Source organism: Nocardioides sp. IC4_145, assembly GCF_011250565.1.
Lineage (GTDB): Bacteria > Actinomycetota > Actinomycetes > Propionibacteriales > Nocardioidaceae > Nocardioides.
Genome location: NZ_JAANMS010000023.1, coordinates 30,244 through 53,552 on the forward strand (window position 1 = coordinate 30,244; position 23,309 = coordinate 53,552).

A 23,309-nucleotide genomic window follows, 5' to 3' on the forward strand; every position below is an offset into this window, starting at 1 on the left:
CGTCGGTGGTCGACCAGCGAGCCCCGGCGCCATCCGGCTGGTTGAGGAGCGCGCGCTGGCGCGCGTCTCGAAACCTGCCGGTCTACGTCCGCATGTGGAAGCTGACCTGGTTGTCGGGGTGGATGGTCGTCTCGAACCGTGGGTCGTGGATGCGGGCGTGGTGCCGCGGGCAGAGCAGGCGTGCGTTCTTCATGTCGGTCTTGCCGCCGTGGAGCCAGCTGTCGTCGTGGTGGGCGTGGCAGAGGTGAGCGGGCCAGTCGCAGCCGACGGCGGTGCAGACCCGTTGGGTGATCGCGAGCCCGCGGCGTTGGGCTCCGGAGAACAGACGGGCGGTGCGACCGAGGTCGAGCAGCTCGGACCTCGAGCCCAGGACGGCGGGGATGAGTCCGGCCTCGCACGCCATTCGGCGGGCCAGTGAGGCCGAGATCGGTTGTCCGTCCTCGAGTGTCGCGCGGCCGGTGTCGCTCTTCAGGCTGGTGTAGTCGATCAGGACGACGATCGAGGCGTTCAACCCGCCGAGCCGTGAGAGCTTGTCGGTCGGGAGTCGTTCGAGGAGCTCGCAGAACGCGTCGCCCATCCGCTCCGGTGACGGCCGCCGCTCGACGACCTCCGGTGCGTCCTCGTCGGCCTTCTTGCTGGCTTGGTGCTTGGGGGCGGCGAACGCGAGCAGCATCTTCTTGAGCATCTCGCCGTGCAGGGTCGGGATGGAGAACTTTCCGCGGTAGCTGCCCTTCCCGTCGGGGCACATCGTCAGCCAGGCGTTGGCGCGGGCCTCCCGCTCCTCGCGCTCCAGCGCACGGGCGTCGCGCTCCTCGCCGATCTCGGGTGCGACCACGGTGAGGACGTGCTTGGCGAGCATGGCAAGCGCCTTCGGGTCGAGGTCGAGCGCCTCGCGCAGCAGGTGCTTCTCAGCCCGCTCGGGGATGGACGGGTCGAGCAGGTCGTCCGGCAGCCGGTCGACGCAGTCGGTGATCACCTTCGCGTGGTCGACGCTGATCGCACCCTCGGCCAGAGCCGCCGAGGTCGGTGCGTGCCGGTCGAGCGATGCGGCCAGCCGCATCCGTCGCTTCGCCGCGGGTCGGTCCTGCTTGGTCTCGTGGCCCCACCAGGACGCGGTGTCGGTGGCGCCGACCTCGTCGCCCGCGGCCCGTCGGTCGGCCTCGGCGGCCAAGCGCAGCTCGAGCGCCTCGACCTGCGCGCGCAGCCGGGTGGCTTCGAGCAGGGCGGTCGAGACCTCGTCGTCGGACATCTGCCAGAACGGAGCGCTGCATGCCGAGCGGGCCTTCTTGCGGGACTTCGCGACCGCGCGGCACACCGGGTGCACGCTGTGTCGGGAGTCCTTGGCCATGGGTCTACTCAAGCAGCGACCACCGACAGTGACGGGCCTGTTCTCCCAGGTCAGACCACTATTCGGACAGCAATCTGAGGAGGTCCTTGGCGGGTTTCGAGACGGGCCTGGCGGCCCTCCTCAACCAGCCGAGATGAGCCAGCCGCGAGCCGGGAAGCAGCCGCGACCCACGGCGTACCTCTCCTCATCCCTGCCCCCGCCGCGACCACTCAGGGACCGGAGGCCGGAGGTCGGTTGGCAGGGGTCTCGCCGACGCTTGCCAGGGCTCGCTGCTCGAGCAGCGGGGCGGTGGGTTTTGAGACGGGCCTGGCGGCCCTCCTCAACCAGCCGAGACGAGCCGGCCGTGAGCCAGGAGACCGCCGTGAGCGACGGCGTACCTCTCCTCATCCCTGCCTCCACCGCGACCACCCACGGCCCGCAGGCCGTAGCTCGACTGCCGGGGGTCAGCGGCGGCGCCACTCGATGGCGGGGCAGGTGTCCATGACCATGGGGACGCCGGCGGCGGAAGTGCGCTCGAAGGCGGCCTCGTCGACGACGCCGAGCTGGAACCACACCGCCTTCGCGCCGACGGCGACGGCCTGGTCGGCGAACTCGCCGGCGGCCTCGGAGCGGCGGAAGACGTCGACGACGTCGATGGGGAACGGCACGTCCGCGAGCGTCGCGTAGCCCTGCTCGCCGAGCACGGTCTCCGCCGACGGGTGGACGGGGACGATGCGCTTGCCGCGCTGCTGGAGCAGCTGCGCGATCTGGTACGCCGTGCGGCCCGGGTCGCCGGAGAGGCCCACCACCGCCCACGTCTCGCAGTCGTCGAGCATGAACCGGACGGCCTCGGGATCCTGCCAGCTGGTCATGGCCCCAGTGAACCACCGGACCCTGACCGACCGGTTGCCCGAATCCGCTGCGATCCGGTCACAGCCGCCCTACGTTTCTCGGTGGCCGCTGCAGGGAGGCAGCGCCGTCTGCTTCTGGGAGGGAGCTCTACACATGACGACTTCTGCTGTCACCAAGCGCCTGGCCGCCACCGGCCTCGCGACCGTCCTGACCACCGGTGCGCTCGTCGCCGGCGGTGCCGCCTCGGCCGGTGCCGCGACGCCGGCCTCGGCCAAGGCGATCGGCGGCGGCGCGACGTTCAGCTGCACGCTGCCGATCGTCGGTGCGATCGACGTGCCGCTGTCGCTGTCGGGCGCCGACCTGCCGACGGACCTGCTGGCCGACTTCGAGGTCCCGGCTGGTCTGCCGATCGTCGGTGACCTCCAGGTGAGCGGCCTGCTCGGCCTGCTCAACCTGATCCCGGGCGTCAACCAGCTCGGCGCGAACCTGCCCGGCTTCGACCTGCTGCTCGGCAACCTGCCGCTGCCGCTGGACAACCTCGCCGCGCCGCTGGGTGGGCTGTCCGACGTCGCGGGCCTCGCCGGTTCGCTGGGCAGCTTCAAGACCCCGGCGAAGGCCGGCGTGTACGACGTCAAGCTGCCGAGCGCGTTCAGCATGTCGCCGCTGGCGAACCTGCCGCTGCCCATCGACCTGCTCCCGTGCGAGATCAAGGACGGCCAGAACGCGGTCGTCGGCACGGTCAAGGTCAACAAGCAGAGCGCCGCCATGGCCGCGAAGGCGAAGAAGGCCACGATCAAGAAGGGCAAGCCCGCCAAGGTCGCCACCGCGGTCGTCCGCCAGGACGGCAAGGCCGCCACCGGCAAGGTCGTCGCCCTCGTCGGCGGCAAGCAGGTCGCGAGCAAGCAGCTCCAGGGCGGCCGCGCGACCCTCGCCGTCAAGAAGCTCGGCAAGGGCACCAAGAAGATCGTCGTGAAGTACCTCGGCAACGCCTCCACGAAGACGGCCAAGAAGACCGTCAAGGTCACCGTCAAGAAGTGACGCACCGCCGCCCGCGAGGGCGGTCGGGACGGGCGCCCGGTCGGTCGAGGACACTCGACCGGCCGGGCGCTCGCACGTCGCCCGGACGTGCCCCTGGCCACGGCGTGCGGCGATTCACCCCAGCGGGTGGTGGGTACCTGCGCGCCATGACCAACAAGCTCCGCTACACCGTTCCCGGCATGAGCGAGTCCGACGCCGAGCGCGTCGTGGAGTTGCTCCAGGACCGGCTCAACGCCACCAACGACCTGCACCTGACGCTGAAGCACATCCACTGGAACGTCGTGGGTCCGCACTTCATCGCCGTCCACGAGATGCTCGACCCGCAGGTCGACGCGGTCCGTGGCTTCGCCGACGAGCTGGCCGAGCGGATCGCGACCCTCGGCGGGTCCCCGTGCGGCACCCCCGGCAAGCTGGTGGAGAACCGGAACTGGGACGAGTACAGCATCGGTCGTGCCACCACCCAGGAGCACCTGGGCGCGCTCGACCTCGTCTACGCGGGCGTCATCGAGGACTACCGCAAGGGCATCGAGGAGCTCGGCGAGCTCGACCCGGTGACCGAGGACATGTTCATCTCCCAGACCAACCAGATCGAGCTCTTCCACTGGTTCGTCCGCGCCCACCTCGAGGACAAGGGTGGCAACCTCAGCACCGCCGGCGCCACCTCCGAGGCGGAGGCGGCCAGCGCCGCCGGCTGACGCAGCGCCGCCGGCTGACGCAGCGCCGCCGGCTGACGCAGCGCCGCCGGCTGACGCAGCGCAGCCGCAGCGTCACAGCACCCCAGCGTCACAGCACCCCAGCGACCGGGGCGAGGACCGAGAGGTCCGCGCCCCGGTCGTCGCACGTCTGGACCGATCCACTCGAACAGGTAGCCGTGCCAGCGGCTCCGTGGGACGATGCGTGCGTTGGCTGGGGGGTCAGCCGATGACGGAGGACGGGTCGTGATGACCGGAAGCGCGTGGACGTACGACGAGGGCGGACCGCTGGGCGCCGCCTCGACGCCGCCCTCGACGCCGCCCGCGCGGCCGTCGCCTCCGCATCCGCCGGTCATGACCGACAGCCGTCGGCGGATGGAGACCGCCCGGCTGCTGTCCCGGGCGCGCGCCAGCCAGGGGGAGCTCCGCACCCGCTACGAGGACGACGTCATCGCGCTCAACATGGGCGTCGCCTCCGACGTGGCGCGGCGTTACCACGGCCGCGGGATCCCCGACGAGGACGTCGACCAGGTCGCCTACCTCGGGCTCGTCAAGGCCGTGCGCGGCTTCGACCCGACCCTCGGCGACGACTTCCTCAGCTTCGCGGTGCCGACGCTGCGCGGGGAGATCCGCCGCTACTTCCGCGACGCCGGCTGGACGGTCCGCCCGCCCCGGTCGGTGCAGGAGGTCCAGGCGCGGGTCACCGCCGCCGAGGGCGAGCTGACCCAGCGGCTGGGCCGCGCGCCGCGTCCGGCGGAGGTCGCCGCGCACCTCGACGTACCGCTCCAGCTGGTGCTGGACTCGCTCAACGCGACCGGCTGCTTCAGGCCGGTCTCCCTCGACGCGCCCGGGCTCGACGGGGAGGACGACCCGACCCGGTCGATGGGGGACCTCGACCCGGCCTTCGCCTCGGCCGAGGCGCGGCTGGCCCTGCGCCCGCTCATGGAGGAGCTGACCGAGCGGGAGCGACGGATCATCGAGCTGCGGTTCTTCGAGAACCGGACGCAGACCCAGATCGGCGCCGAGGTCGGCGTCACCCAGGAGCAGGTCTCCCGGCTGATCACCCAGATCCTCGCGCGGCTGCGCCGCAGCCTCGCTGCCTGACGGCCACCCGGGACCGCCGGCACCGCCCGCCGACGTCGGCGGGCTCCGTCGCGCGCCCGGTCAGCTGAACCAGCCGCCCACGGTGTCGATGGCGCTGCCGACGCCGTCGGCGATCGCGTCACCGGTGTCGGCGAGCGCGTCGAGGCCCTCCTCGAAGGCCTCGCCGACGTCGGGGCCGTTCTCGAACAGCGAGTCGATCGCGCCGTCGGCGAAGATCGACACGCCGGCGCCGACGACGGCACCCACGGCCGCACCGACGGCGGTGCCGGCCACGGGCACGACCGACCCGACCGCAGCACCCACGGCGGCGCCCGCGCCGACGCCCGCGAGGAGGGAGCCGCCCTGCGAGACCGCGATCTGGGTGGCGCTCTCGCCCTCCTGGTAGTCGTTGTAGATGCCGAGGCCCAGACCGAGCGGGCCGAGGATCTTGCCCGCCCGTCCGAGGTAGCGCGACGCGCGTCCCTCGTCGAGGCCGTCGGCGCGCCGGAGCAGGTCCTCGGCCTCGTCCAGCTTGCCCTGGATCGCCAGCCGGTCCGCCTCGAGCCGGGCCTCGTCGAGGGTGCGGAAGAAGAACCACTTGCGCTTCATGTAGCGGTCCGGGTTCGCCTGGAGGTCGCGGATGGCGCGCTCGGCCTCGCCGAGGAGGTCGCGGGCACGCGCGTGCAGGGCCGACTGGTTGCGCGCGATGTTGACGCCGATCACGCCGGCGGCGAGGTCGCCGAGGACGTCACCCATGGTGACGATCCACGACGCGTGCTGGCCGACCGTGTACTCGTCCTGGAGCTCCCGGCACGCCGTGGCGTACTTCCGGTCGATGCGGCCCGCCTCGCTCGAGGCGTGGTTGTACGCGCGGATCAGGTCCTGGTGCGCGTCGTACGCCGCCACGGCGCGGTTGTGGGCGGCGACCTCGGTCTCGGTGCCGGTGAACCCGTCCGGCGGGCGGGCCGGGCCGGGGCCCGGGTCGGCGATGACGAACCCGCTGACCGACAGGCCGGCCGCCCGCGCGTCGGCGCGGACGGTGGCCATGTCGGACTGGCAGGTCCGCAGCTTCTCGGCGAAGTCCCCGAGGTCGTCGGCCATCTTCTTCGTGGCGGTCTCGAGATCGTCGGTGGTGTCGCGCCCGGTGCGCACCGCCGTCGCGAACTGGTCGCCCGCGAGGCTGTCCCACGACGACTCGGCGTCCCGGCGGGCGTCGTTGAGGCGGTCGGAGGCGTCGGACAGTGCCGTCGCGAGCTGGTCGCGCAACCAGGTCTCGGCGGACTCGATCGACGCCGGCGAGCCCTGGATCTCCGTGTCGACGCTCACGGCGTCATCACCTCGCGGATCTCGGCCAGGCCGAGCGCGGAGTCCTCGTCGACGGTGCGGTAGTAGGTGCGGCACTGACGGACCAGCTCGGCGGCCGAGGTCAGCGAGGTCGAGACCTCGCCGGCGCTGTCGGTGACCTGGGCGATCATGCTCGCGATCACGCCGGTCATGGGGCCGGCGTCGATGCCGCTCGGCACGCTGTCGGCCAGGTCCTCCAGGCCCGACGCCCCGTTGTCCAGGGCGGTCGCGATCCTGCCCAGCGCGGCGAGGTCGACGTAGACGTCGCTCATGCCGGCGCCCCGCTCCCGTTCACCCGGTCCGCCCCCAGCCCGGCGTCCCCAGCGGTCCCGGCGTCCTCGCGCAGCCCCGGGTCCACGTCGACGAAGAGCAGGTCGTAGGGCGTGGCGTCGTGGATGCGCTGGAGCGCCGCCCCGTCGCAGAGCACCCACGAGCTGTCGGGCAGGTAGTGGTCGTGCAGGCGGTCGAGCGCGGAGTAGGTGTAGAGGGCGGTGCGCCCGTCGGCCACCTGGTGGAGCACGACCCGGCGGGCGGTGGGCTCGGGGTCGTCGGTCGTCGGCACGTAGACGACCGGCGGCAGCGTCGGACGCGACGGCTGCTCGTCGGCGGGTGTCGTGGTCATGCCCGGCAGTCTGACCGGCTGCGCCGCCGCGAAAACCCCGGGACGTCGACGAGTGTCGGCAGCGGGTCAGCGCGTGGTGCGCCGCCGCCCCGGCTCGAGGCCGAGCTCGTCGCGCACCCACGCCGCGAGGTCCGCGGGGTCGTGACCGACGTCCGCGCAGCGGAGCTCGATCCGCCCGGTCCCGGTCCCGGCGCCGGTGCCCTCGGCCGGCCGCGCGCGACGGTCCGGACCGCGCCACCAGCGCGGGCACAGCGTCCGCTGGACCGGTCCGTCGACCCGCAGCAGGACGTAGCTCGTGCCGCTGATCGGTCGCACCTCGCTGACCTGGTCCCGGCCGACGCGCTCGCGGCCCCACGGGGCGTGGTGCACGACGTGGTCCGCGGTCAGCCACAGGGCCTCGACCCGCCGGCGTCCGGTGATCGCCAGCAGGGCGCGCACGCCGAACCAGGCACCGACCAGGCCGATCGGCACCGACCACAGCGCCCACTCCCCGCCGGCGGCCAGGCCGACCCCGACGAGCGCGCAGCCCAGCACCAGCAGCCCCGCGTCGAGCGCGACGGCGTACCACCACTCCGCCGGGCGGGCCCGGACGCCCACCGCCTGCTCGCCGTCGACGGTGCCGGCGCCGACGGCCGGGAGCCGGTCGGTCAGCGCCGTGGCGATCGCGAGCCCGAGGGTCAGCAGACCGGCGTACGCCGTGTAGCCGACCAGCAGCATGACCGCGGTGACGTCGCGCGGGACGGCCGCCAGGACACCGACGACCGCGCCGGCCGCGAGCAGGGCGAGGACCAGGTTGCCCGCGACCGCACCCCACTTCTCCCGGCCGTCGAACCGGCGGAGCGGGGGACCGGCCGTCGCGGCGCCGCGGGCGGTCATCAGAAGACCGGCGGGAGGTCCGAGGCGCGGCCGGTGAACTCCGGCGCGCGCTTGTCGCGGAAGGCGGCCACGCCCTCCTTGCCGTCGCCGAGGGAGGTCCAGTACATCGCCAGCGAGTCGTTGAGGTGCGCCTCGAGCGGGTCGGCCGCGGCCGCGCCGCGGTGCAGCAGCTGCTTGGCGAGCGCGAGCGCGACGGGGGAGCGGCCGTCGACGAACGAGCGCGCCAACTCCTGCGCGGCCGGGAGCAGCTCGTCGGGCTCGTGCACGGAGCGCAGCAGCCTGCCGGCGAGCGCCTGGTCGGCGGTGAGGATGTCCGCGGAGTAGACCCACTCGAGCGCCTGCTGGATGCCGACGATGCGGGGCAGGAAGTACGACGACGCCGCCTCCGGCACGATCCCGAGCCGGCCGAAGACGAAGCCGATGCGCGCCTTCGACGAGGCCAGCCGCAGGTCCATCGCGAGCGTCATGGTCGCGCCGATGCCGACGGCCGGCCCGTTGATGGCGGCGATGACCGGCTTGGGCAGCGCGTGGATCGCCAGCGTGACCTTGCCGCCGGTGTCACGGACGCCGTCGTCGTACGGCGCCTGGTCGTACGCCGCGCGGAACTCAGCCGGGTCCGGACGCAGCGACTCGTCGAGCCCGAACACGTTGCCGTCGGCGGAGAGGTCCATGCCGGCGCAGAACGCGCGGCCGGCCCCGGTGACGACCACCGCCCGCACGTCGTCGGAGGCCGCGTCGGTGCGGAAGACCTGCTCGAGCTCGCGGGCCATCGTCACGCTGAACGCGTTGAGCTGTTCGGGCCGGTGCAGGGTGAGCGTCGCGACGCCGTGGTCGTCGACGTCCCACAGGAGGGTCTCGTAGGAGGTCATCCGGTCACTTCCTTCGGCAGGCCCGTCGGCGTGCACAGCCCGCGCGGGATCGAGTCGGTGTCGTCCTCGATGATGGCGTCGAACATCTGCTGCGACCGCTCCGGGTCCCAGTTCACCGCGAGGTCGCTGATCGGGACGCCGCAGGTCAGCCCGGACTCGCCGTTGACCCGCGTCATCGCCATCGCCCACAGGCCGGCGCGGACCGGGCCGGTGCCCTCGCCGAAGGCGAAGAAGCCCGGCACGGACTGGTTGAGGTCCCAGTAGCGGAACGGGTTGAGCACCGTCCACGGCGAGACGACCTTCTTGCCGACCGCGGAGACGACCTCGCGCTGCGCCTGCGCGCGCTGGGTGTCGCCGAAGCGGGCGTAGGTCTTGCGGGAGCGGGCGTAGCCGAGCGCGGTCGCGCCGTCGGCCTCCTGGCAACCGGCCTCGATGTCGAGCTTCGCCTGCGGGTCCTTCATCGCGTTCTCGGGGCAGATCTCGATGCCGCCGACCGCGTCGACGACGCCGGCGAGGCCGCCCATGCCGATCTCGACGTAGTCGTCGACCCGGATGCCGGTCTCGTTCTCGATCGTTCGCACCAGCAGCTTCGGGCCGCCGAAGGCGTACGCGGCGTTGACCTTGGTCGTGCCATGACCCGGCACCTCGACGATCGAGTCGCGCGGGATCGACATCAGCAGGTTCGGCCCCGAGCCGGTGTGCAGCAGCATGATCGTGTCGGTGCGCTGACCTTGCGCGCCGCCCGTGCCGAGCCGCTTGCGCTCCTCCGGCGACAGGTCGCCGCGCGAGTCGCTGCCGACGAGGAGGTACGTCGTGCCCGGCTGGTCGCCCGGACGGTCGCCGTCGGGCTCGAAGTCGACTTTGTCGACGTCGTTCCACGCCAGCACCGGCACGACGACCAAGTAGGCGATCCACGCCAGCAGCAGGAGGAACACCCACCGGACCCGCGGCCGCGGGAACCGGAAGCGGCGTCGGCCGCGTCCCTGCGTGGGCGGCGGCGTGCTGGGCGTCGGGGCCGGCGTCGGGGCGGGCCGCTGCTGCCCGCGGGCCGACGCCGACTGCGCGGGCTGGGCCGGCTGGGCGGGCCGGCCCGGCGCGGCGCGCGAGCGGCCGCCGTCGCGGGGCTGGACCGGCATGACCCGGGTCTCCTCCGGCCCCGGCTCGCGCGGGGGCTTCTTGCCGTAGAGCCAGCCGAACTCCTGGGACCCGTCCTCGGGACCGCCGTTCCGGGGACGATCTGCCATGGGCGGGACGCTACCGTGCGGCCATGGCCGAGAGCGTGCACCCGAGCCGCGCCGAGGAACCGCCGCGGCCGGAGCCGCTGCCCCCGTCGTACACCCGGGTCTCGCTCGGCCAGGTCGTCACCAGCCGCGAGGCCAACCTGCTCGGCAACATCCACGGCGGCGAGATCGTCAAGCTCGCCGACTCCGCGGCGGGCATCGTCGCGCAACGGCACAGCGGCGGCCCGGCCGTCACGGCGGCGCTCGACGAGGTGACCTTCCTCCAGCCGGTGCACGTCGGCGACATCGTCCGCACCTACGCGCAGGTCAACTGGGCCGGCCGCTCCTCGATGGAGGTCGGCGTCCGCATCGAGGCCCAGCCCTGGGACGACCCGACCGTGAGCTCGGTGCACGTCGCCTCGGCGTACTTCGTCTTCGTCGCGATCACGCCCGAGGGCCGGTCCCGGCCGATCCCGCCGCTGCGGCCCGAGACGCCGGACGAGGTGCGCCGCCAGCGCGAGGCCGAGATCCGGCGCGCCCACCGCCTGGCCCGCCGCGAGGAGATCGAGTCCGGACGGCGCTGACCGGCGTCACACCTCCTGCTGGACGGTCCCGGCGCGTCGCACCCGGCTGTGACGGCTGTGACTGGTGATACTGACGGGGCAGCACTGACCTTCCCCTTCAGTACTCACGGCAGTACCCAGCAGAAAGAGGCACCTCGATGCCACCCGTCTCTTCCCCCGGGTTGCTCGATGGCACGGGCCGCGTGCCGCGCACCCCCGCCGAGGAACGCGCGGCGCGCGTCCGCTTCCGGCGTGCGATCGCGCTCATGGTGATGACCCTGGTGGTCCCCGGCTCCGCGCAGCTGGTCGCCGGCAACCGCCGCATCGGCATCATCGCGCTGCGGATCTGGCTGGGCGTGCTCGCCGCCGGCGCCCTCCTCCTGCTCGTCGGCCTGCTGCACCACCAGACGCTGTTCAAGCTGTTCACCGACACCGGCCTGCTGCTGTTGATCCGCCTGGCGCTCACCGCCGGGGCGATCGGATGGGCCGCGCTGTTCCTCGACGCGTGGCGGATCGGCCAGCCGCTCAGCCTGGGCCTCGCGCACCGCCGCGCCGTGGTCGGCGTCAACGGCGTGCTCTGCCTCTCGGTCATCGGCACCCTGCTGTTCGGCGCGCACCTCGTCGGCGTCGCCCGCGACGGCATCCTCACGATGTTCGCCTCCAGCACCGTCACCGGCGCGCACGACGGCCGCTTCAACGTCCTCCTCCTCGGCGGCGACTCCGGCGAGGGTCGCTGGGGACTGCGCCCGGACTCGTTGACCGTCGCCTCCATCGATGCCGAGACCGGACGGACCGTGCTCATCGGTCTGCCGCGCAACATGTCGTCGTTCCCGTTCCGCGAGGGCTCGCCGATGGCGAAGGAGTTCCCCGAGGGCTTCGACTGCGACGACTGCTACCTCAACGGCGTCAGCACCTGGGCCCAGGACCACACCGAGCTCTTCGGTGACTCGGAGAATCCCGGCATCGACGCCACCGTCTCCGCCGTCGAGGGCATCACCGACCTCGACATCAACTACTGGGCGTTGGTCAACCTGCAGGGGTTCAAGGACCTCGTCGACGCCGTCGGCGGCGTCACCCTCAACGTCCGCCAGCCGATCCCGGTCGGCCTGCCGCACGAGAAGACCTTCCACTACATCGACGCCGGCGAGCGGTTGCTCAACGGACACGACACCCTCTGGTACGCCCGTGCTCGCGAGGGCTCCGACGACTACTCCCGCATGGCCCGGCAGAAGTGCGTCATGAACGCCATGCTCCAGCAGGTCAGCCCGCAGTCGGCGGTCCGCAACTTCGAGAAGATCGCCCAGGCCTCCGCGGCGATGATCTCCACCAACCTCCCGGCCTCCGAGCTCGACACGTTCATGGACCTCGCCCTCAAGGCCCGCGGCCAGAAGGTCTCGACCGTCTCCCTGGTCCCGCCGATGATCCAGACCGCGGACCCCGACATCGACCTGGTCCACAGCAAGGTCGAGCAGGCGATCGACCGCGCCGAGGGCAAGGCCCCCGCCAAGGCCGGCGGCAAGCCCCAGCCCGCCCCCGACGCCGTCACCGGCGGCTCGCTCGGCTCCCTGTCCGAGGGGTACGCCGCCAACCAGGCCGACGACCTCGGCGCCGCCTGCTGACCCCGCCCCGCCGCTGGTCGAGAAGGTTCCGCTAGGAACCGTCTCGAGACCCCTCCCGCTGGTTGAGCAGCGAAGGCCGCCAAGGCCTGAGCGTGTCGGAACCCCGTGAGCCGGCTGCAGCCTCGGGGACGCCGTTCCGCCTGCGGTGCGGCGGCCAAGGGGACTGTGTCGGGGCCGGATGGTTGGGGTCGAGGCCCTGCGTCCCTCACTGGGTTTCGACACGGTCGGCGCTGGGGCGCCTCCCTGCTCAACCAGCGGGGGGTCGGCGATGGGGCGCCTCCCTGCTCGACCAGCGGTGCGGCTCCCCGCGGGCGTGGCTCGTAGGGTGGCGCCCGTGACCGAGCCCAGCGTGCCGCAGCCCCAGGTGGTGGCGGTGGTGGTGACGTTCAACCGGATCGGGCTGCTGCAGCGGCTGGTCGAGCGGCTCGACGAGGTGGGGGCCCGCGCCGGGAGCCCGCTGGTCGAGGTGCTCGTGGTCGACAACGCCAGCAGCGACGGCACGGGGGAGTGGCTGGCCGGGCTGACGGACCGGGAGATGCCGGACGAGCACGCGAGCACGCCGGTGCTGGGGCGGACGTTGACGGAGAACGTCGGCGGGGCCGGCGGGTTCCACGCCGGGCTGGCCTGGGCGGTCGAGCGGGGCGCGGACCTGGTGTGGCTGATGGACGACGACGGGCTGCCGGACGCCGACTGCCTGGACACGTTGTTGGAGCACCGCGGGGCGCTGGACTTCTGGGGGCCGGTCGTCGTGGACGAGGGCGACCCGGGCCGGTTGGTGTTCCCGATCCGGCTGCCCGGCGGCACGAGGGTCGTGCACCGGATGGCCGACGTCGTCGCGGCGGCGGACGGCGAGGGGTTGATCCGCGACGTGGTGATCCCGTTCAACGGGGTGCTGGTGACCCGCGAGCTCGTGGAGCGGATCGGGCTGCCGCGCGAGGAGTTCTTCATCTGGGGCGACGACCACGAGTACCGACTCCGCGCCGAGCGCGCGGGCGGCCGGGTCGCGACCGTCGTCGGCGCGCGGGTGCTCCACCCGAGCGTCGGCGAGCTCGGCACCCCGATGCTGGGCGGGCGGACGACGTACAACCACAGCCCCAGCGACCTCAAGCACTACTGCATGGCCCGCAACAACCTGGTCAACCTGCGGGAGTACCGCGGCTGGCCGCACGCGCTGGCGTTCGTCGCCAAGACGCTGTGGTTCTACGCCGTGACCCGGCCGCGGCCCCGCCGGCTGGCGCTGAGCGCGCGGGCGTGGGGAGCGGCGCTGCGCGGCGACTTCACCGGCCACCGGCGGTTCCTGCGATGAGCGGCGGTACGCCGCGCGAGAGCGTCGCCGTCGTCGTGGTGACCTACAACCGCGCCGACCTGCTCGACCGCTTGCTCGACGGCCTGGCGGCGCTCACGACCCAGCCCGACGCCGTGCTCGTCATCGACAACGCCAGCTCCGACCACACCCCGCAGGTGCTCGCGGCGCGCACCGAGCCGTGGCTGCGGGTCACCCGCACCGAGGAGAACCTCGGGGGAGCGGGCGGCTTCTCCCTCGGCGTGCGCCAGGCGTACGACGGCGGGTGGGACCGGATCTGGCTGATGGACGACGACGTGGTGCCGGCGCCGGACTGCCTCGACGTGCTGCTCGCCCAGGACGAGGACTGCCTGATGGCCGTCCGCGAGGACCGCTCCGGCCGGCTCTGCGAGAAGGCCGCGACCCGCTTCGACCTCACCCACCCGTGGGCGATCAAGCCGAAGACCGCGATGGTCGAGACCGACCACGGCACCCGGGCGGCGATGCCCGAGCGGGTCGAGCTCGAGAACGTCGCCTTCGAGGGCTTCATGTGCCGGCGCGGCGTCGTGCAGCGGATCGGGCTGCCCGACCCGTCGTACTTCATCTTCTACGACGACGTCGACTACGCGGTCCGTGCCCGCCGCGCCGGCTTCCGGATCTGGGCGGTGCGCGACGCGGTGCTCGTCCGCCAGCTCGACTTCGACCAGCAGCACGACCTGGCTGGGTGGAAGGGCTACTACATGTACCGCAACCTCTTCGCCGTCCACTTCCGGTACGGCGAGAACGCGCTCGTCCGCGCCAAGCCGTGGCTGGTCGCGCTGGCCGTCGTGGTGCTCAGCCCGCTGCGGGGCGGGCGGGCCGAGGCGCGCAACGTGATCCGGGCCATCGGCGCGGCGCGTGCGATGCGGACCCTCCCGCCGCTCTCCGTAGACTGACCCACCGTGTCCTCCCCTGACCCGGCTCCCTCGACGCCCCCCTCCGCGCCCGACATCGTCGTCGTCGGCTCGGGCTTCTTCGGCCTGACCGTCGCGGAGCGCTGCGCGAGCGAGCTGGGCCTGAAGGTCCTGGTCCTCGAGCGGCGCCACCACCTCGGGGGCAACGCCTACTCCGAGATCGACCCGGAGACCGGCATCGAGGTGCACGTCTACGGCACCCACCTGTTCCACACCTCCAACACGAAGGTCTGGGAGTACGTCAACCGGTTCACGGCCTTCACGAACTACCAGCACCGGGTCTTCGCGAAGTACCAGGGGCAGGTCTACTCCTTCCCGATGAACCTCGGGCTGATCAACCAGTTCTTCGGGAGGTCCCACACCCCCGACGAGGCCCGCGCGCTCATCGCCGAGCAGGCCAGCGAGATCCGCACCGAGGACGCCACCAACCTCGAGGAGAAGGCGATCTCGCTCATCGGGCGCCCGCTCTACGAGGCGTTCGTCAAGGGCTACACCGCCAAGCAGTGGCAGACCGACCCCAAGGAGCTGAGCGCGGACATCATCACGCGCCTCCCGGTCCGCTACACCTTCGACAACCGCTACTTCAACGACACCTACGAGGGCCTGCCGGTCGACGGCTACACCGCGTGGCTCGACCGGATGGCCGACCACCCGAACATCGAGGTGCGCCTCGAGACCGACTTCCTGCAGGTCGCCGACGAGTACAAGGGCAAGGTGCCGGTCGTCTACACCGGGCCGGTCGACGAGTACTTCGGGCACTCCGAGGGCCGGCTGTCCTGGCGCACCATCGACCTCGAGCGCGAGACCGTCGACGTCGACGACTACCAGGGCACCGGCGTGGTCAACGCCAACGACGAGGACGTCCCCTGGACGCGGGTGCTGGAGTTCAAGCACCTCCACCCCGAGCGCACCTACCTGCCCGGCAAGTCGATCGTCGTCCACGAGTACAGCCGCTTCGCCGAGGAGGGCGACGAGCCGTACTACCCGGTCAACACCGCCGCCGACCGCGAGAAGCTGCTGAAGTACCGCGAGCTGGCGAAGAAGGAGCCGATGGTGCTCTTCGGCGGCCGGCTCGGCACCTACAAGTACCTCGACATGCACATGGCGATCGGCTCGGCGCTGTCGATGTTCGAGAACAAGCTGCGTCCGCACTTCTCCGAGGGTGCGCCGCTCACCAGCGGAGGAGTCGACGCATGAGCACCCCGACCACCCAGGCCACCACCCAGGCCACCGCCTCGACGACCAGCACCGTGACCCGCCTGCTGCAGCGGCAGATCCTGCCGCTGGACCGGGACTCCGACGTGCTCGCGCTGTACGTCGACCCCGAGGACGCCAAGCTTGACGCCGACAAGTACGAGGTCGGCGGCAACACGTCGGCCAAGGCGCTCAACAACGCCGCCATCCGGCAGTCGACCTCGACCGGTCGCGCGCTCCACCCCGACCAGATCGAGTCGCGGACCGCGCTGCGCGTGAAGTCCGGCGACCGGCTCTCCTTCGGCACCTACTTCAACGCCTTCCCCGCCAGCTACTGGCGCCGCTGGACCGTCGTCACCTCGGTGACGCTGACCGTCACGGTGCGAGGCAGCGGCGCGACGGTCATCGTCTACAAGTCCATGGCGCGCGGGAACTCCCAGCGCGTCGACGCGGCCGAGACGACCACCTCGGAGAGCAGCAGCTTCACCTTCGACCTCACGCTCAAGCCGTTCGTCGACGGCGGTTGGTACTGGTACGACGTCGTGGCCGGCGACGAGGACGTCGTCGTGGAGTCCGCCGAGTGGACCGCCGAGGTCCCGGCCGACCGGGCCGGCCACGGCACGGTCGACGTCGCGATCACCACGATGAACCGGCCTGACTTCTGCGCCGAGCTCCTCGCCCAGATCGGCGAGGACGACACGCTCCGGCCCTACCTCGACACCGTGATGGTGATGGAGCAGGGCACCGACAAGGTGAGCGGGTCGCCGGTGTTCGCCCGGGCGCAGGAGGCCCTCGGCGAGACGCTGCGGGTCATCGAGCAGGGCAACCTCGGTGGCTCCGGCGGCTACGCCCGGGGCCAGCTGGAGTCGGTGCGCAAGGGCACGGCGACGTACACGCTCATGATGGACGACGACGTCGTCTGCGAGCCCGAGGGCATCGTCCGCGCGGTCACGTTCGGCGACCTCGCGCGGCGCCCCACGATCGTCGGCGGCCACATGTTCAACATCTACTCCCGCTCGCGGCTGCACAGCTTCGGCGAGATCGTCCAGCCGTGGCGCTTCTGGTGGCAGTCAGCGCCGGACACGCACACCGACTGGGACTTCGCCGGCCGCAACCTGCGCTCGTCGCGCTGGCTGCACAAGCGGATCGACGTCGACTTCAACGGCTGGTTCATGTGCCTGGTGCCGCGGACCGTCCTGGAGCAGGTCGGCCTGTCGCTGCCGCTCTTCATCAAGTGGGACGACTCGGAGTTCGGGCTGCGCGCCAAGAAGGCCGGCTTCCCGACGGTGACGTTCCCCGGCGCCGCGGTGTGGCACGTCCCGTGGACCGACAAGAACGACGCCCTGGACTGGCAGGCCTACTTCCACCACCGCAACCGGCTCGTCGCCGCGCTGCTGCACTCGGTCTACCCCAAGGGCGGCCGGATGATCCGGGAGAGCCTCAACCACCAGATCGCCCACCTGGTCTCGATGCAGTACTCCACCGCCGAGCTGCGCCTGCTCGCCATGGAGGACGTCCTCGCCGGCCCGCGCGGGCTGCACGACATGCTGCCGACCCGGCTGGCCGAGGTGAACGCGCTGCGCAAGCAGTTCACCGACGCCCAGCTCCAGGTCGACCCCGACGCGTTCCCGCCGGTGCGCCGCAGCAAGCCGCCGCGCAAGGGCCGCGACACCTCCGAGATTCCAGGCCGGCTCTCGACGCTCGTCAGCGCCGGGCTGCAGCCGCTGCGGCAGCTGAAGAAGCCGCGGCAGCTCGCCGAGGAGCACCCCGAGGCCGAGATCCGCGCGATGGACGCCAAGTGGTACCGCCTCGGCACCCTGGACTCCGCGATCGTCTCGATGAACGACGGCACCTCGGCGGCGTTCTACCGCCGCGACCCGGAGAAGTTCCGCGACCTGGTCAAGCGCACCGTCGAGATCCACGAGCGCTACCGCCGCGAGTGGCCGCGGCTCGCGCAGGACTACCGCGCCGCGCTGGGCGAGATCACCTCGCCCGAGAGCTGGGAGCGGACGTTCGCGCCGTGGCTGGACGAGACCACCCCGCCGAGGACCGATGACTGAGGCCGGCCGGCACCGGGTGGTCGACGCGCCGCTCGCGCCGCCCGCGCCCACCGCCGGCCTGCTCGACGTCCTCGGGCGTCGCTACCTGCTCAAGCTGCTGGTGCGCCGCGAGATCAGCGCGCGCTACCAGGGGTCGTTCCTCGGGTTCATCTGGTCCTACATCAACCCGCTGAGCCAGCTGTTCATCTTCTGGTTCGTCTTCGGCTACATCATCGGCCGCGGCACCGTCGACAAGTACGCCGTGCACGTCTTCTGCGGGCTGATCGTCGTCCACTTCTTCACCGAGACGTTCAACGCCGGCACGCGCTCGATCGTGCGGAACAAGGCGCTGGTGCGGAAGATGGCGATGCCCAAGGAGATGTTCCCGGTCGCCTCGATGCTGGTCTCGCTCTACCACGTGGGGCCACAGCTGGTGATCCTCACCGTGGTCTGCCTGTTCTGCGGCTGGACGCCCGACCCGCTCGGCATGCTCGCCTTCGCCCTGGCGCTGGCGATCATCGCTGTCCTCGGCACGGCGTTGGCGCTCATGTTCAGCGCCGCCAACGTGTTCTTCCGCGACTTCGCCAGCGCGGTCACGATCCTCACCAACTTCGTGCGCTTCGGCGTGCCGATGATCTACCCCTACACGCTGGTCGACCAGCGCTTCGGCCGGTTCGCCGAGCTCTACCTGTTCAACCCGATCGCCGACGCGGTCCTGCTCGTCCAGCGCGCGTTCTGGGTGGGCTCGACCGACCACCCCGACGCGACGATCGCCGAGCACATCCCCGACGACCTGTTCGTCTACGGCGTCGGCGCGCTGCTCGGCTCCGTCGTGCTGCTCGGGATCGCCCAGCTGGTCTTCACGCGGCTGGAGAACAAGATCCCGGAGCGGCTGTCGTGACCGACCCCACGGCGTACGACGCCGACACCTCGATCGTGGTCGACCGCGTCAGCAAGGACTTCACGCTGCGCTACCACCGCACCGCGAAGCAGATGGCGGTCGCGATGGTGAAGGGCCGCGACATCAGCGACACCTTCTCCGCGCTCGACGACGTCTCGTTCACCGTGAAGCAGGGGGAGTCGATCGGCCTGATGGGGCTCAACGGCTCCGGCAAGTCGACCCTGTTGAAGCTCATCAACGGCGTGATGAAGCCCGACTCCGGCACCGTGCTCACCCGCGGCCGGATCGCCGGGCTGATCGCCACCGGCGCAGGCTTCCACCCCCAGCTGACCGGCCGCGAGAACGTCTACCTCAACGCCGCCATCCTCGGCATGACCGAGGCGGAGACCCAGCGGAAGTTCGACTCCATCGTGGAGTTCGCCGACATCGGGCGCTTCCTGGAGACGCCGGTCGGCAACTACTCCTCCGGCATGTTCGCGCGGCTCGGCTTCGCCGTCGCCATCCACGTCGACTCCGACATCTTCCTCGCCGACGAGGTGCTCGCCGTGGGGGACCGGCCGTTCAAGCGCAAGTGCATGGAGAAGATGCAGGAGATCCGCGAGTCCGGCCGGACCCTGGTCTACGTCAGCCACGCCGCCGGCTCGGTGCGGAAGATGTGCGACCGCGTGATCGTGCTCGAGAAGGGCCGGGTCGGCTTCGACGGTCCCGTCGACGAGGGCATCCGCTACGTGAAGTACGACGAGGACTCCACCAAGCCCGAGGACCAGGAGGACGACGAGCTCGGCTCGGACGTCTGACCTGCGGCTGCCCCTCTCCCGTCCGGCTCTCGAACGCTCGGCCGGACGGGCTGCTGTCGCTTCATCAAGGTATGTCGCCCGACCGCCACTCCCCACGGTGAACCCACCCGGGGGTGTGGCGGCTCGCCTGCATACCTTGATGAACCGACACCACGGCGCGGCGTGTCACCCGCCGGAGGTGCTCCCCAGCAGGCATGCTCCGACTTGACAAATCTGAAGAACGTCGGCGTGTCGAGTGGAAATTACAGCGTTGTAGTTACTCACCAACTCTTCCGGACCGCCTGTGACGCGTGTGAAAGTTGCGCCCTGTGTGAACTTCCCCCGCACGAAGAGCAGGTCGTCATGTCCAGGTCGAAGGACCGTTTCGTCACCGGGTGCCAGCAGGTGCTGGCGCTCGGCGCGGTGCTTGCCGTGCTCACCCCGGCGGCCCGCGTGCTGACCCTGGACGTGGTGCACGAGGCGCCCGGCGGCGCGCCGGCGCACAGCCTGGGTCTGGGCCTGGGCGAGAGCAACGGCGTGGCGGTCACCGGGCGGCTGTCGGCGTACGCCGCAGAGACGGCCAAGACCTCGGTCGTGCCGGCGGAGGTCGTCGACCCGGTGGTGACCGAGTACGCGCTGACCGCTCCGGCGAGCGCCCGGGTCGCGAAGGGTGCGCTGCACGCCCGCACGCGGGTGGCCGGTCGGGCCGCGGAGGTCGTGGCGGAGCCGCAGCCGGTGAGCGGGTACGGCGCGGTCGGCGTCACCTGGCAGCGCGGCGAGGTGATCGCCGACGACGAGATCTCCTTCGAGGTGCGGACCGAGACCGACGGCGCGTGGAGCGGCTGGTCGGAGCTGGCCTACCACGACGAGCACGGCCCGGACCCCGACAGCGCCGAGGCCCGGCAGGCCCGGCCGGGCACCGACGAGCTGCTCGTCGGCGAGGTCGACCGGGTGCAGGTGCGGGTGCGCTCCGAGGCCGGAGTCCCTGACGACCTGCGGCTGGCCGTGGTCGACCCCGGTCACGCCGGTGTCGTCACGCGCGAGAGGGCAGAGCTGCGTGCGACCGGCGGGACGGCCGACGCGACCGAGCCGGGCGCCGCCGAAGCGACGACGGGGCCGGCCGGCGACGGGCTGGCGCTGCGCGCGGCGGCGTACACGCCTCGTCCGATGATCTACTCGCGCGCCCAGTGGGGTGCGAACGAGAAGCTCCGCGGGAAGACCGCACCGTCCTACTACGAGGTCCACGCGGGCTTCGTGCACCACACGGTCAACGCCAACGACTACACGCGGGCGCAGGTGCCGGGCATCCTGCGCAGCATCTACGCGTACCACACGCAGTCCCGCGGCTGGTCCGACGTGGGCTACAACTTCCTCGTCGACCGGTTCGGCCGGATCTGGGAGGGCCGCGCCGGCGGCATCGACCGACCTGTGGTCGGTGCGCACACGCTGGGCTACAACGAGAGCTCGTTCGCGATGTCGGCGATCGGCAACTTCGACGTGGCGCAGCCGAGCAGCGCGATGGTCCAGGCGTACGGCGCCCTCTTCGCCTGGAAGCTCTCCCTGCACGGCGTCGACGCCTCCTCGCCGAGCCAGCTCGTCGGCAGGAAGTCGTTCCGCGCCATCAACGGCCACCGCGACGCCGGCTCGACCGCCTGCCCGGGCCGCCACCTCTACGCGAAGGTGCCGCAGATCCGCACCCTCGCCGCGGACGCCCAGCTCGGGTGGTCCGGCCGCGAGCGCGAGTCGGACCTCGTCGGCACGCCGCACCCGGACCTGCTGGTCCGCAACGCGACCGACGGCAAGGGCTACATCATCCCGACCGGCGGGCTGACCGGCTTCCGCGCCGCCCGCCCGGTCGCCTCCGGCTGGAGCGCCGCGGACGCCACCGCGACCGCGGTCGTCTCGCCGGACCTGACCGGTGACGGCCGTCCCGACCTCGTCGTGCGCCGCAGCGACGGCAGCGCGCAGGTCCGGGCCGCCGACGCCTCGGGTTCCTTCGCGGCGACCGGCACGACGACCGCGGCCACCGCGGACCACGACCTGCTCACCGCCGCCGGCGACGTCGACGGCGATGGCCGCAACGACCTGGTGGCCCGCGCCGCCAACGGCCGCCTGGACGTCTACCGCGGCAACGGCTCGGGCGGCTTCACCCGCCAGGCCGGCACGACCGGCTGGGAGGCCTACGACCTGCTCGTCGGGCCGGGCGACCTCGACGGCGACGGGCGCGCGGACCTGTTGGCCCGCGACACGGCCGGCAAGCTGTGGCTGCACCGCGCCTCGACCGGTCTCGACCCCGCCGCGCGGGAGGCGCTGGCCGGCAGCTGGAAGCAGTTCGGGTCGATCACCGGTGGCGGCGACTACGACCGCGACGGGCACGCCGACCTCTTCGTCCAGCGCGCCGACAACGGCAACGGCTTCGTGCGACCCGGGCGCGGCGACGGCACCTTCGGCTCCGCGATCGGCCCGGTCAAGCGGACCGCCGGCCTGACCGGCCTGACCTCCGGCGGCGACCTGGTCGGCGACGCCACGCCCGACCTGGTGGCCCGGCGCGGCGACGCGCTCGTCGTCGTCGAGAACGCCGGCACCTTCGACACGACCGCCCCGGTCCCCACCGGCGTCAACCTCCGAAACGCCGACGTGCTGCTGAGCGTGGGCGACTGGGACCGTGACGGCTTCGGCGACATGGTCACGCGCAACAAGAAGAACGGTGCGCTCTCGCTGCGCCGCGGCGACGGGACCGGCCGGTTCTCGAAGGCGACGCAGCTCGCGAAGGGCTTCGGCGGCGTCCGCCTGCTCGCGGCCGCCGGCGACCTCACCGGCGACGGCTGGCCCGACCTGGTCGGCCAGCCCGCCGGCAGCGCGATGCGGGTCTACCCGGGTCGCGGCCTCGACGGTCTCGCGGCGTCGTACGTCATCCGCTCGAAGGTGACCGCCACCCAGCAGGTGCCAGTCGGCCGCTGGGACGCCGACGGGGCGCCGGACGTGCTCTACCGCGTCGGCGACCGGCTCACGCTCTACCCCGGCAACGGCCCCGGCGGGCTGACCACGCCGCGGGCGCTCGGCACCGACGTGGCGGCGTACGACTGGCTCGTCGGCGTCAGCGACGTGCAGCTCACCGGGCACGCCGACGTCATCGCCCGCAGCAAGGCCGACGGCAAGCTGTGGCTGCTGCCCGGCACCACCACCGGCTTCGGTGCGCGGCGGCTCATCGGCGAGGGAGCGGGGGCCTACGACCTGGTGGGCTGAGACCTGGGCCGGAGGACGTGGTCCTGGCTGGTCACGCGGGGAAGCGGGCGGTCGCGCGCTCGGCGGCGTACGTCGCCTCGAGCCGCTCCCGTCCGGCGCGGACGACCAGGACCAGCGAGCCGCTCCGCGCGAGCGGCTCGGTGAAGGTGGCGAGGCCTGGTGGGGAAGCCGGGTTCGCCTCCGAGAGGAGCCGGCCGCCGTCGGTGAGGAGACTCCCGGCGGCGGCCGCGCTCCACAGGTCTGCCTGCGTCCTGCCGCCGGTGCCGCCCTCGCCGTCGCGGACCGCGAGGTCGTCGTCCTGCGGCGGGTCCCAGGGGATGAACGAGTCCGGCTGCGACCAGACCTCGACGCCGACGTCGTGCACGCCGGCCGGCAGCGGGTCGGCGAACCGGACGCCGAGGGGGAGCAGCGAGCAGGCGAGGACGGGTACGTCGCCGGCCCGGTCGGCCCAGCGGTCGAGCCCGTCCGGGCCGCACACGACCGCGTCCGGCTCGGCGCCTTCCACGTCGTCGTCGAGGCTGACCGCGAGGCCGGCGTTCCAGGCGGCGCCGAGGAAGACCGGGCCGAGCCAGTGCGCCGGCAGGTCGAGGCGGACCGTGTCGCCGCGCTCGAGGTCGTGCTCCTCGACGAGCAGCGAGGAGGCCTTCGCCACCCAGTTGGCGTACGTCGTCACCGACAGCTCCACGCGCTCGCCGGTCGCGTCGTCGTAGAACGTCACCAACGGGCGGCCGGGCTCGCGGCGCAGCAGGTCGGCCAGGACGGTGGGGAAGGTCGTCACACCCGTCACCCTAGACACGGAGCCGGGCGCAGCGG

The 23,309-nt window shown here is 72.2% G+C and carries 21 protein-coding genes; 12 read left to right on the top strand and 9 right to left on the bottom strand.

Annotated features, from left to right (window positions below; genetic code table 11):
- Positions 1-82: 82 nt before the first annotated feature.
- Together G6553_RS11250 and G6553_RS11255 are read right to left on the bottom strand one after the other, a co-directional pair.
- Positions 83-1,348 carry an HNH endonuclease signature motif containing protein gene (locus G6553_RS11250; protein ID WP_166192409.1) on the bottom strand — a complete coding sequence of 422 codons (1,266 nt, stop codon included), beginning with the start codon at positions 1,346-1,348 and terminating at the stop codon, positions 83-85.
- Between the two features lie 443 nt (positions 1,349-1,791).
- Entirely contained in the window at positions 1,792-2,199 is a 408-nt protein-coding gene (locus tag G6553_RS11255) for a CoA-binding protein (protein WP_166192412.1), read from the bottom strand.
- A 133-nt stretch (positions 2,200-2,332) separates the two neighbouring features.
- On the opposite strand from G6553_RS11255, the gene G6553_RS11260 reads away from it, so the two are divergent.
- The 3 genes from G6553_RS11260 to G6553_RS11270 all read left to right on the top strand — a co-directional run bounded on the left by G6553_RS11260 (position 2,333) and on the right by G6553_RS11270 (position 5,013).
- Positions 2,333-3,217 (top strand): Ig-like domain repeat protein, encoded by an 885-nt coding sequence (locus G6553_RS11260; protein ID WP_166192414.1) that lies wholly within the window; start codon positions 2,333-2,335, stop codon positions 3,215-3,217.
- A 146-nt stretch (positions 3,218-3,363) separates the two neighbouring features.
- Positions 3,364-3,912: a DNA starvation/stationary phase protection protein Dps gene (dps, locus tag G6553_RS11265; RefSeq protein ID WP_166192417.1), complete on the top strand. Its 549-nt coding sequence runs from the start codon at positions 3,364-3,366 to the stop codon at positions 3,910-3,912.
- A gap of 351 nt (positions 3,913-4,263) precedes the next feature.
- Entirely contained in the window at positions 4,264-5,013 is a 750-nt protein-coding gene (locus tag G6553_RS11270) for a sigma-70 family RNA polymerase sigma factor (protein ID WP_242680317.1), read from the top strand.
- 60 nt (positions 5,014-5,073) lie between these two features.
- On the opposite strand, the gene G6553_RS11275 is transcribed toward G6553_RS11270, so the two are convergent.
- The 6 genes from G6553_RS11275 to G6553_RS11300 all read right to left on the bottom strand — a co-directional run bounded on the left by G6553_RS11275 (position 5,074) and on the right by G6553_RS11300 (position 9,947).
- Entirely contained in the window at positions 5,074-6,318 is a 1,245-nt protein-coding gene (locus G6553_RS11275; RefSeq protein WP_166192419.1) for a hypothetical protein, read from the bottom strand.
- Positions 6,315-6,608, bottom strand: a complete 294-nt coding sequence (locus tag G6553_RS11280; RefSeq protein WP_166192422.1) for a hypothetical protein — start codon at positions 6,606-6,608, stop codon at positions 6,315-6,317. Before G6553_RS11280 ends, G6553_RS11275 begins: the two co-directional genes overlap by 4 nt.
- Positions 6,605-6,958, bottom strand: a complete 354-nt coding sequence (locus tag G6553_RS11285; RefSeq protein ID WP_166192425.1) for an SAV_915 family protein — start codon at positions 6,956-6,958, stop codon at positions 6,605-6,607. The genes G6553_RS11280 and G6553_RS11285 overlap by 4 nt, the downstream gene beginning before the upstream one ends.
- A gap of 66 nt (positions 6,959-7,024) precedes the next feature.
- A complete protein-coding gene (locus tag G6553_RS11290) occupies positions 7,025-7,834 on the bottom strand; it encodes a hypothetical protein (RefSeq protein WP_166192428.1) in 810 nt (269 codons plus the stop codon).
- Positions 7,834-8,703, bottom strand: a complete 870-nt coding sequence (locus tag G6553_RS11295) for a crotonase/enoyl-CoA hydratase family protein (RefSeq protein ID WP_166192431.1) — start codon at positions 8,701-8,703, stop codon at positions 7,834-7,836. The genes G6553_RS11290 and G6553_RS11295 overlap by 1 nt, the downstream gene beginning before the upstream one ends.
- On the bottom strand, positions 8,700-9,947 hold the full coding sequence (locus G6553_RS11300) for an LCP family protein (protein ID WP_166192434.1): 1,248 nt from the start codon (positions 9,945-9,947) through the stop codon (positions 8,700-8,702). The genes G6553_RS11295 and G6553_RS11300 overlap by 4 nt, the downstream gene beginning before the upstream one ends.
- A 23-nt stretch (positions 9,948-9,970) precedes the next feature.
- Between G6553_RS11300 and G6553_RS11305 the strand changes: the two genes are divergently transcribed.
- The 9 genes from G6553_RS11305 to G6553_RS11345 all read left to right on the top strand — a co-directional run bounded on the left by G6553_RS11305 (position 9,971) and on the right by G6553_RS11345 (position 22,496).
- On the top strand, positions 9,971-10,507 hold the full coding sequence (locus G6553_RS11305; protein ID WP_166192437.1) for an acyl-CoA thioesterase: 537 nt from the start codon (positions 9,971-9,973) through the stop codon (positions 10,505-10,507).
- Between the two features lie 137 nt (positions 10,508-10,644).
- The gene (locus G6553_RS11310; protein WP_166192440.1) at positions 10,645-12,105 is read left to right on the top strand and encodes an LCP family protein; all 1,461 of its coding nucleotides are present in this window, start codon (positions 10,645-10,647) and stop codon (positions 12,103-12,105) included.
- A gap of 334 nt (positions 12,106-12,439) precedes the next feature.
- The gene (locus G6553_RS11315) at positions 12,440-13,411 is read left to right on the top strand and encodes a glycosyltransferase family 2 protein (RefSeq protein WP_347565655.1); all 972 of its coding nucleotides are present in this window, start codon (positions 12,440-12,442) and stop codon (positions 13,409-13,411) included.
- The gene (locus G6553_RS11320) at positions 13,408-14,322 is read left to right on the top strand and encodes a glycosyltransferase (protein WP_166192446.1); all 915 of its coding nucleotides are present in this window, start codon (positions 13,408-13,410) and stop codon (positions 14,320-14,322) included. Before G6553_RS11315 ends, G6553_RS11320 begins: the two co-directional genes overlap by 4 nt.
- 6 nt (positions 14,323-14,328) lie before the next feature.
- The gene (glf, locus tag G6553_RS11325; protein WP_166192449.1) at positions 14,329-15,537 is read left to right on the top strand and encodes a UDP-galactopyranose mutase; all 1,209 of its coding nucleotides are present in this window, start codon (positions 14,329-14,331) and stop codon (positions 15,535-15,537) included.
- Entirely contained in the window at positions 15,534-17,594 is a 2,061-nt protein-coding gene (locus G6553_RS11330) for a glycosyltransferase (protein ID WP_166192452.1), read from the top strand. Before glf ends, G6553_RS11330 begins: the two co-directional genes overlap by 4 nt.
- Entirely contained in the window at positions 17,587-18,474 is an 888-nt protein-coding gene (locus tag G6553_RS11335; protein ID WP_166192455.1) for an ABC transporter permease, read from the top strand. The genes G6553_RS11330 and G6553_RS11335 overlap by 8 nt, the downstream gene beginning before the upstream one ends.
- Positions 18,471-19,271 (top strand): ABC transporter ATP-binding protein, encoded by an 801-nt coding sequence (locus G6553_RS11340; RefSeq protein WP_347565656.1) that lies wholly within the window; start codon positions 18,471-18,473, stop codon positions 19,269-19,271. Before G6553_RS11335 ends, G6553_RS11340 begins: the two co-directional genes overlap by 4 nt.
- Positions 19,272-19,613: 342 nt before the next feature.
- Positions 19,614-22,496 (top strand): FG-GAP-like repeat-containing protein, encoded by a 2,883-nt coding sequence (locus G6553_RS11345; protein WP_166192458.1) that lies wholly within the window; start codon positions 19,614-19,616, stop codon positions 22,494-22,496.
- Positions 22,497-22,527: 31 nt separating this feature from the next.
- Here the strand turns inward: G6553_RS11345 and G6553_RS11350 are convergent, their stop codons facing one another.
- On the bottom strand, positions 22,528-23,274 hold the full coding sequence (locus tag G6553_RS11350) for a TIGR03089 family protein (RefSeq protein ID WP_166192461.1): 747 nt from the start codon (positions 23,272-23,274) through the stop codon (positions 22,528-22,530).
- Between the last annotated feature and the right edge of the window lie 35 nt (positions 23,275-23,309).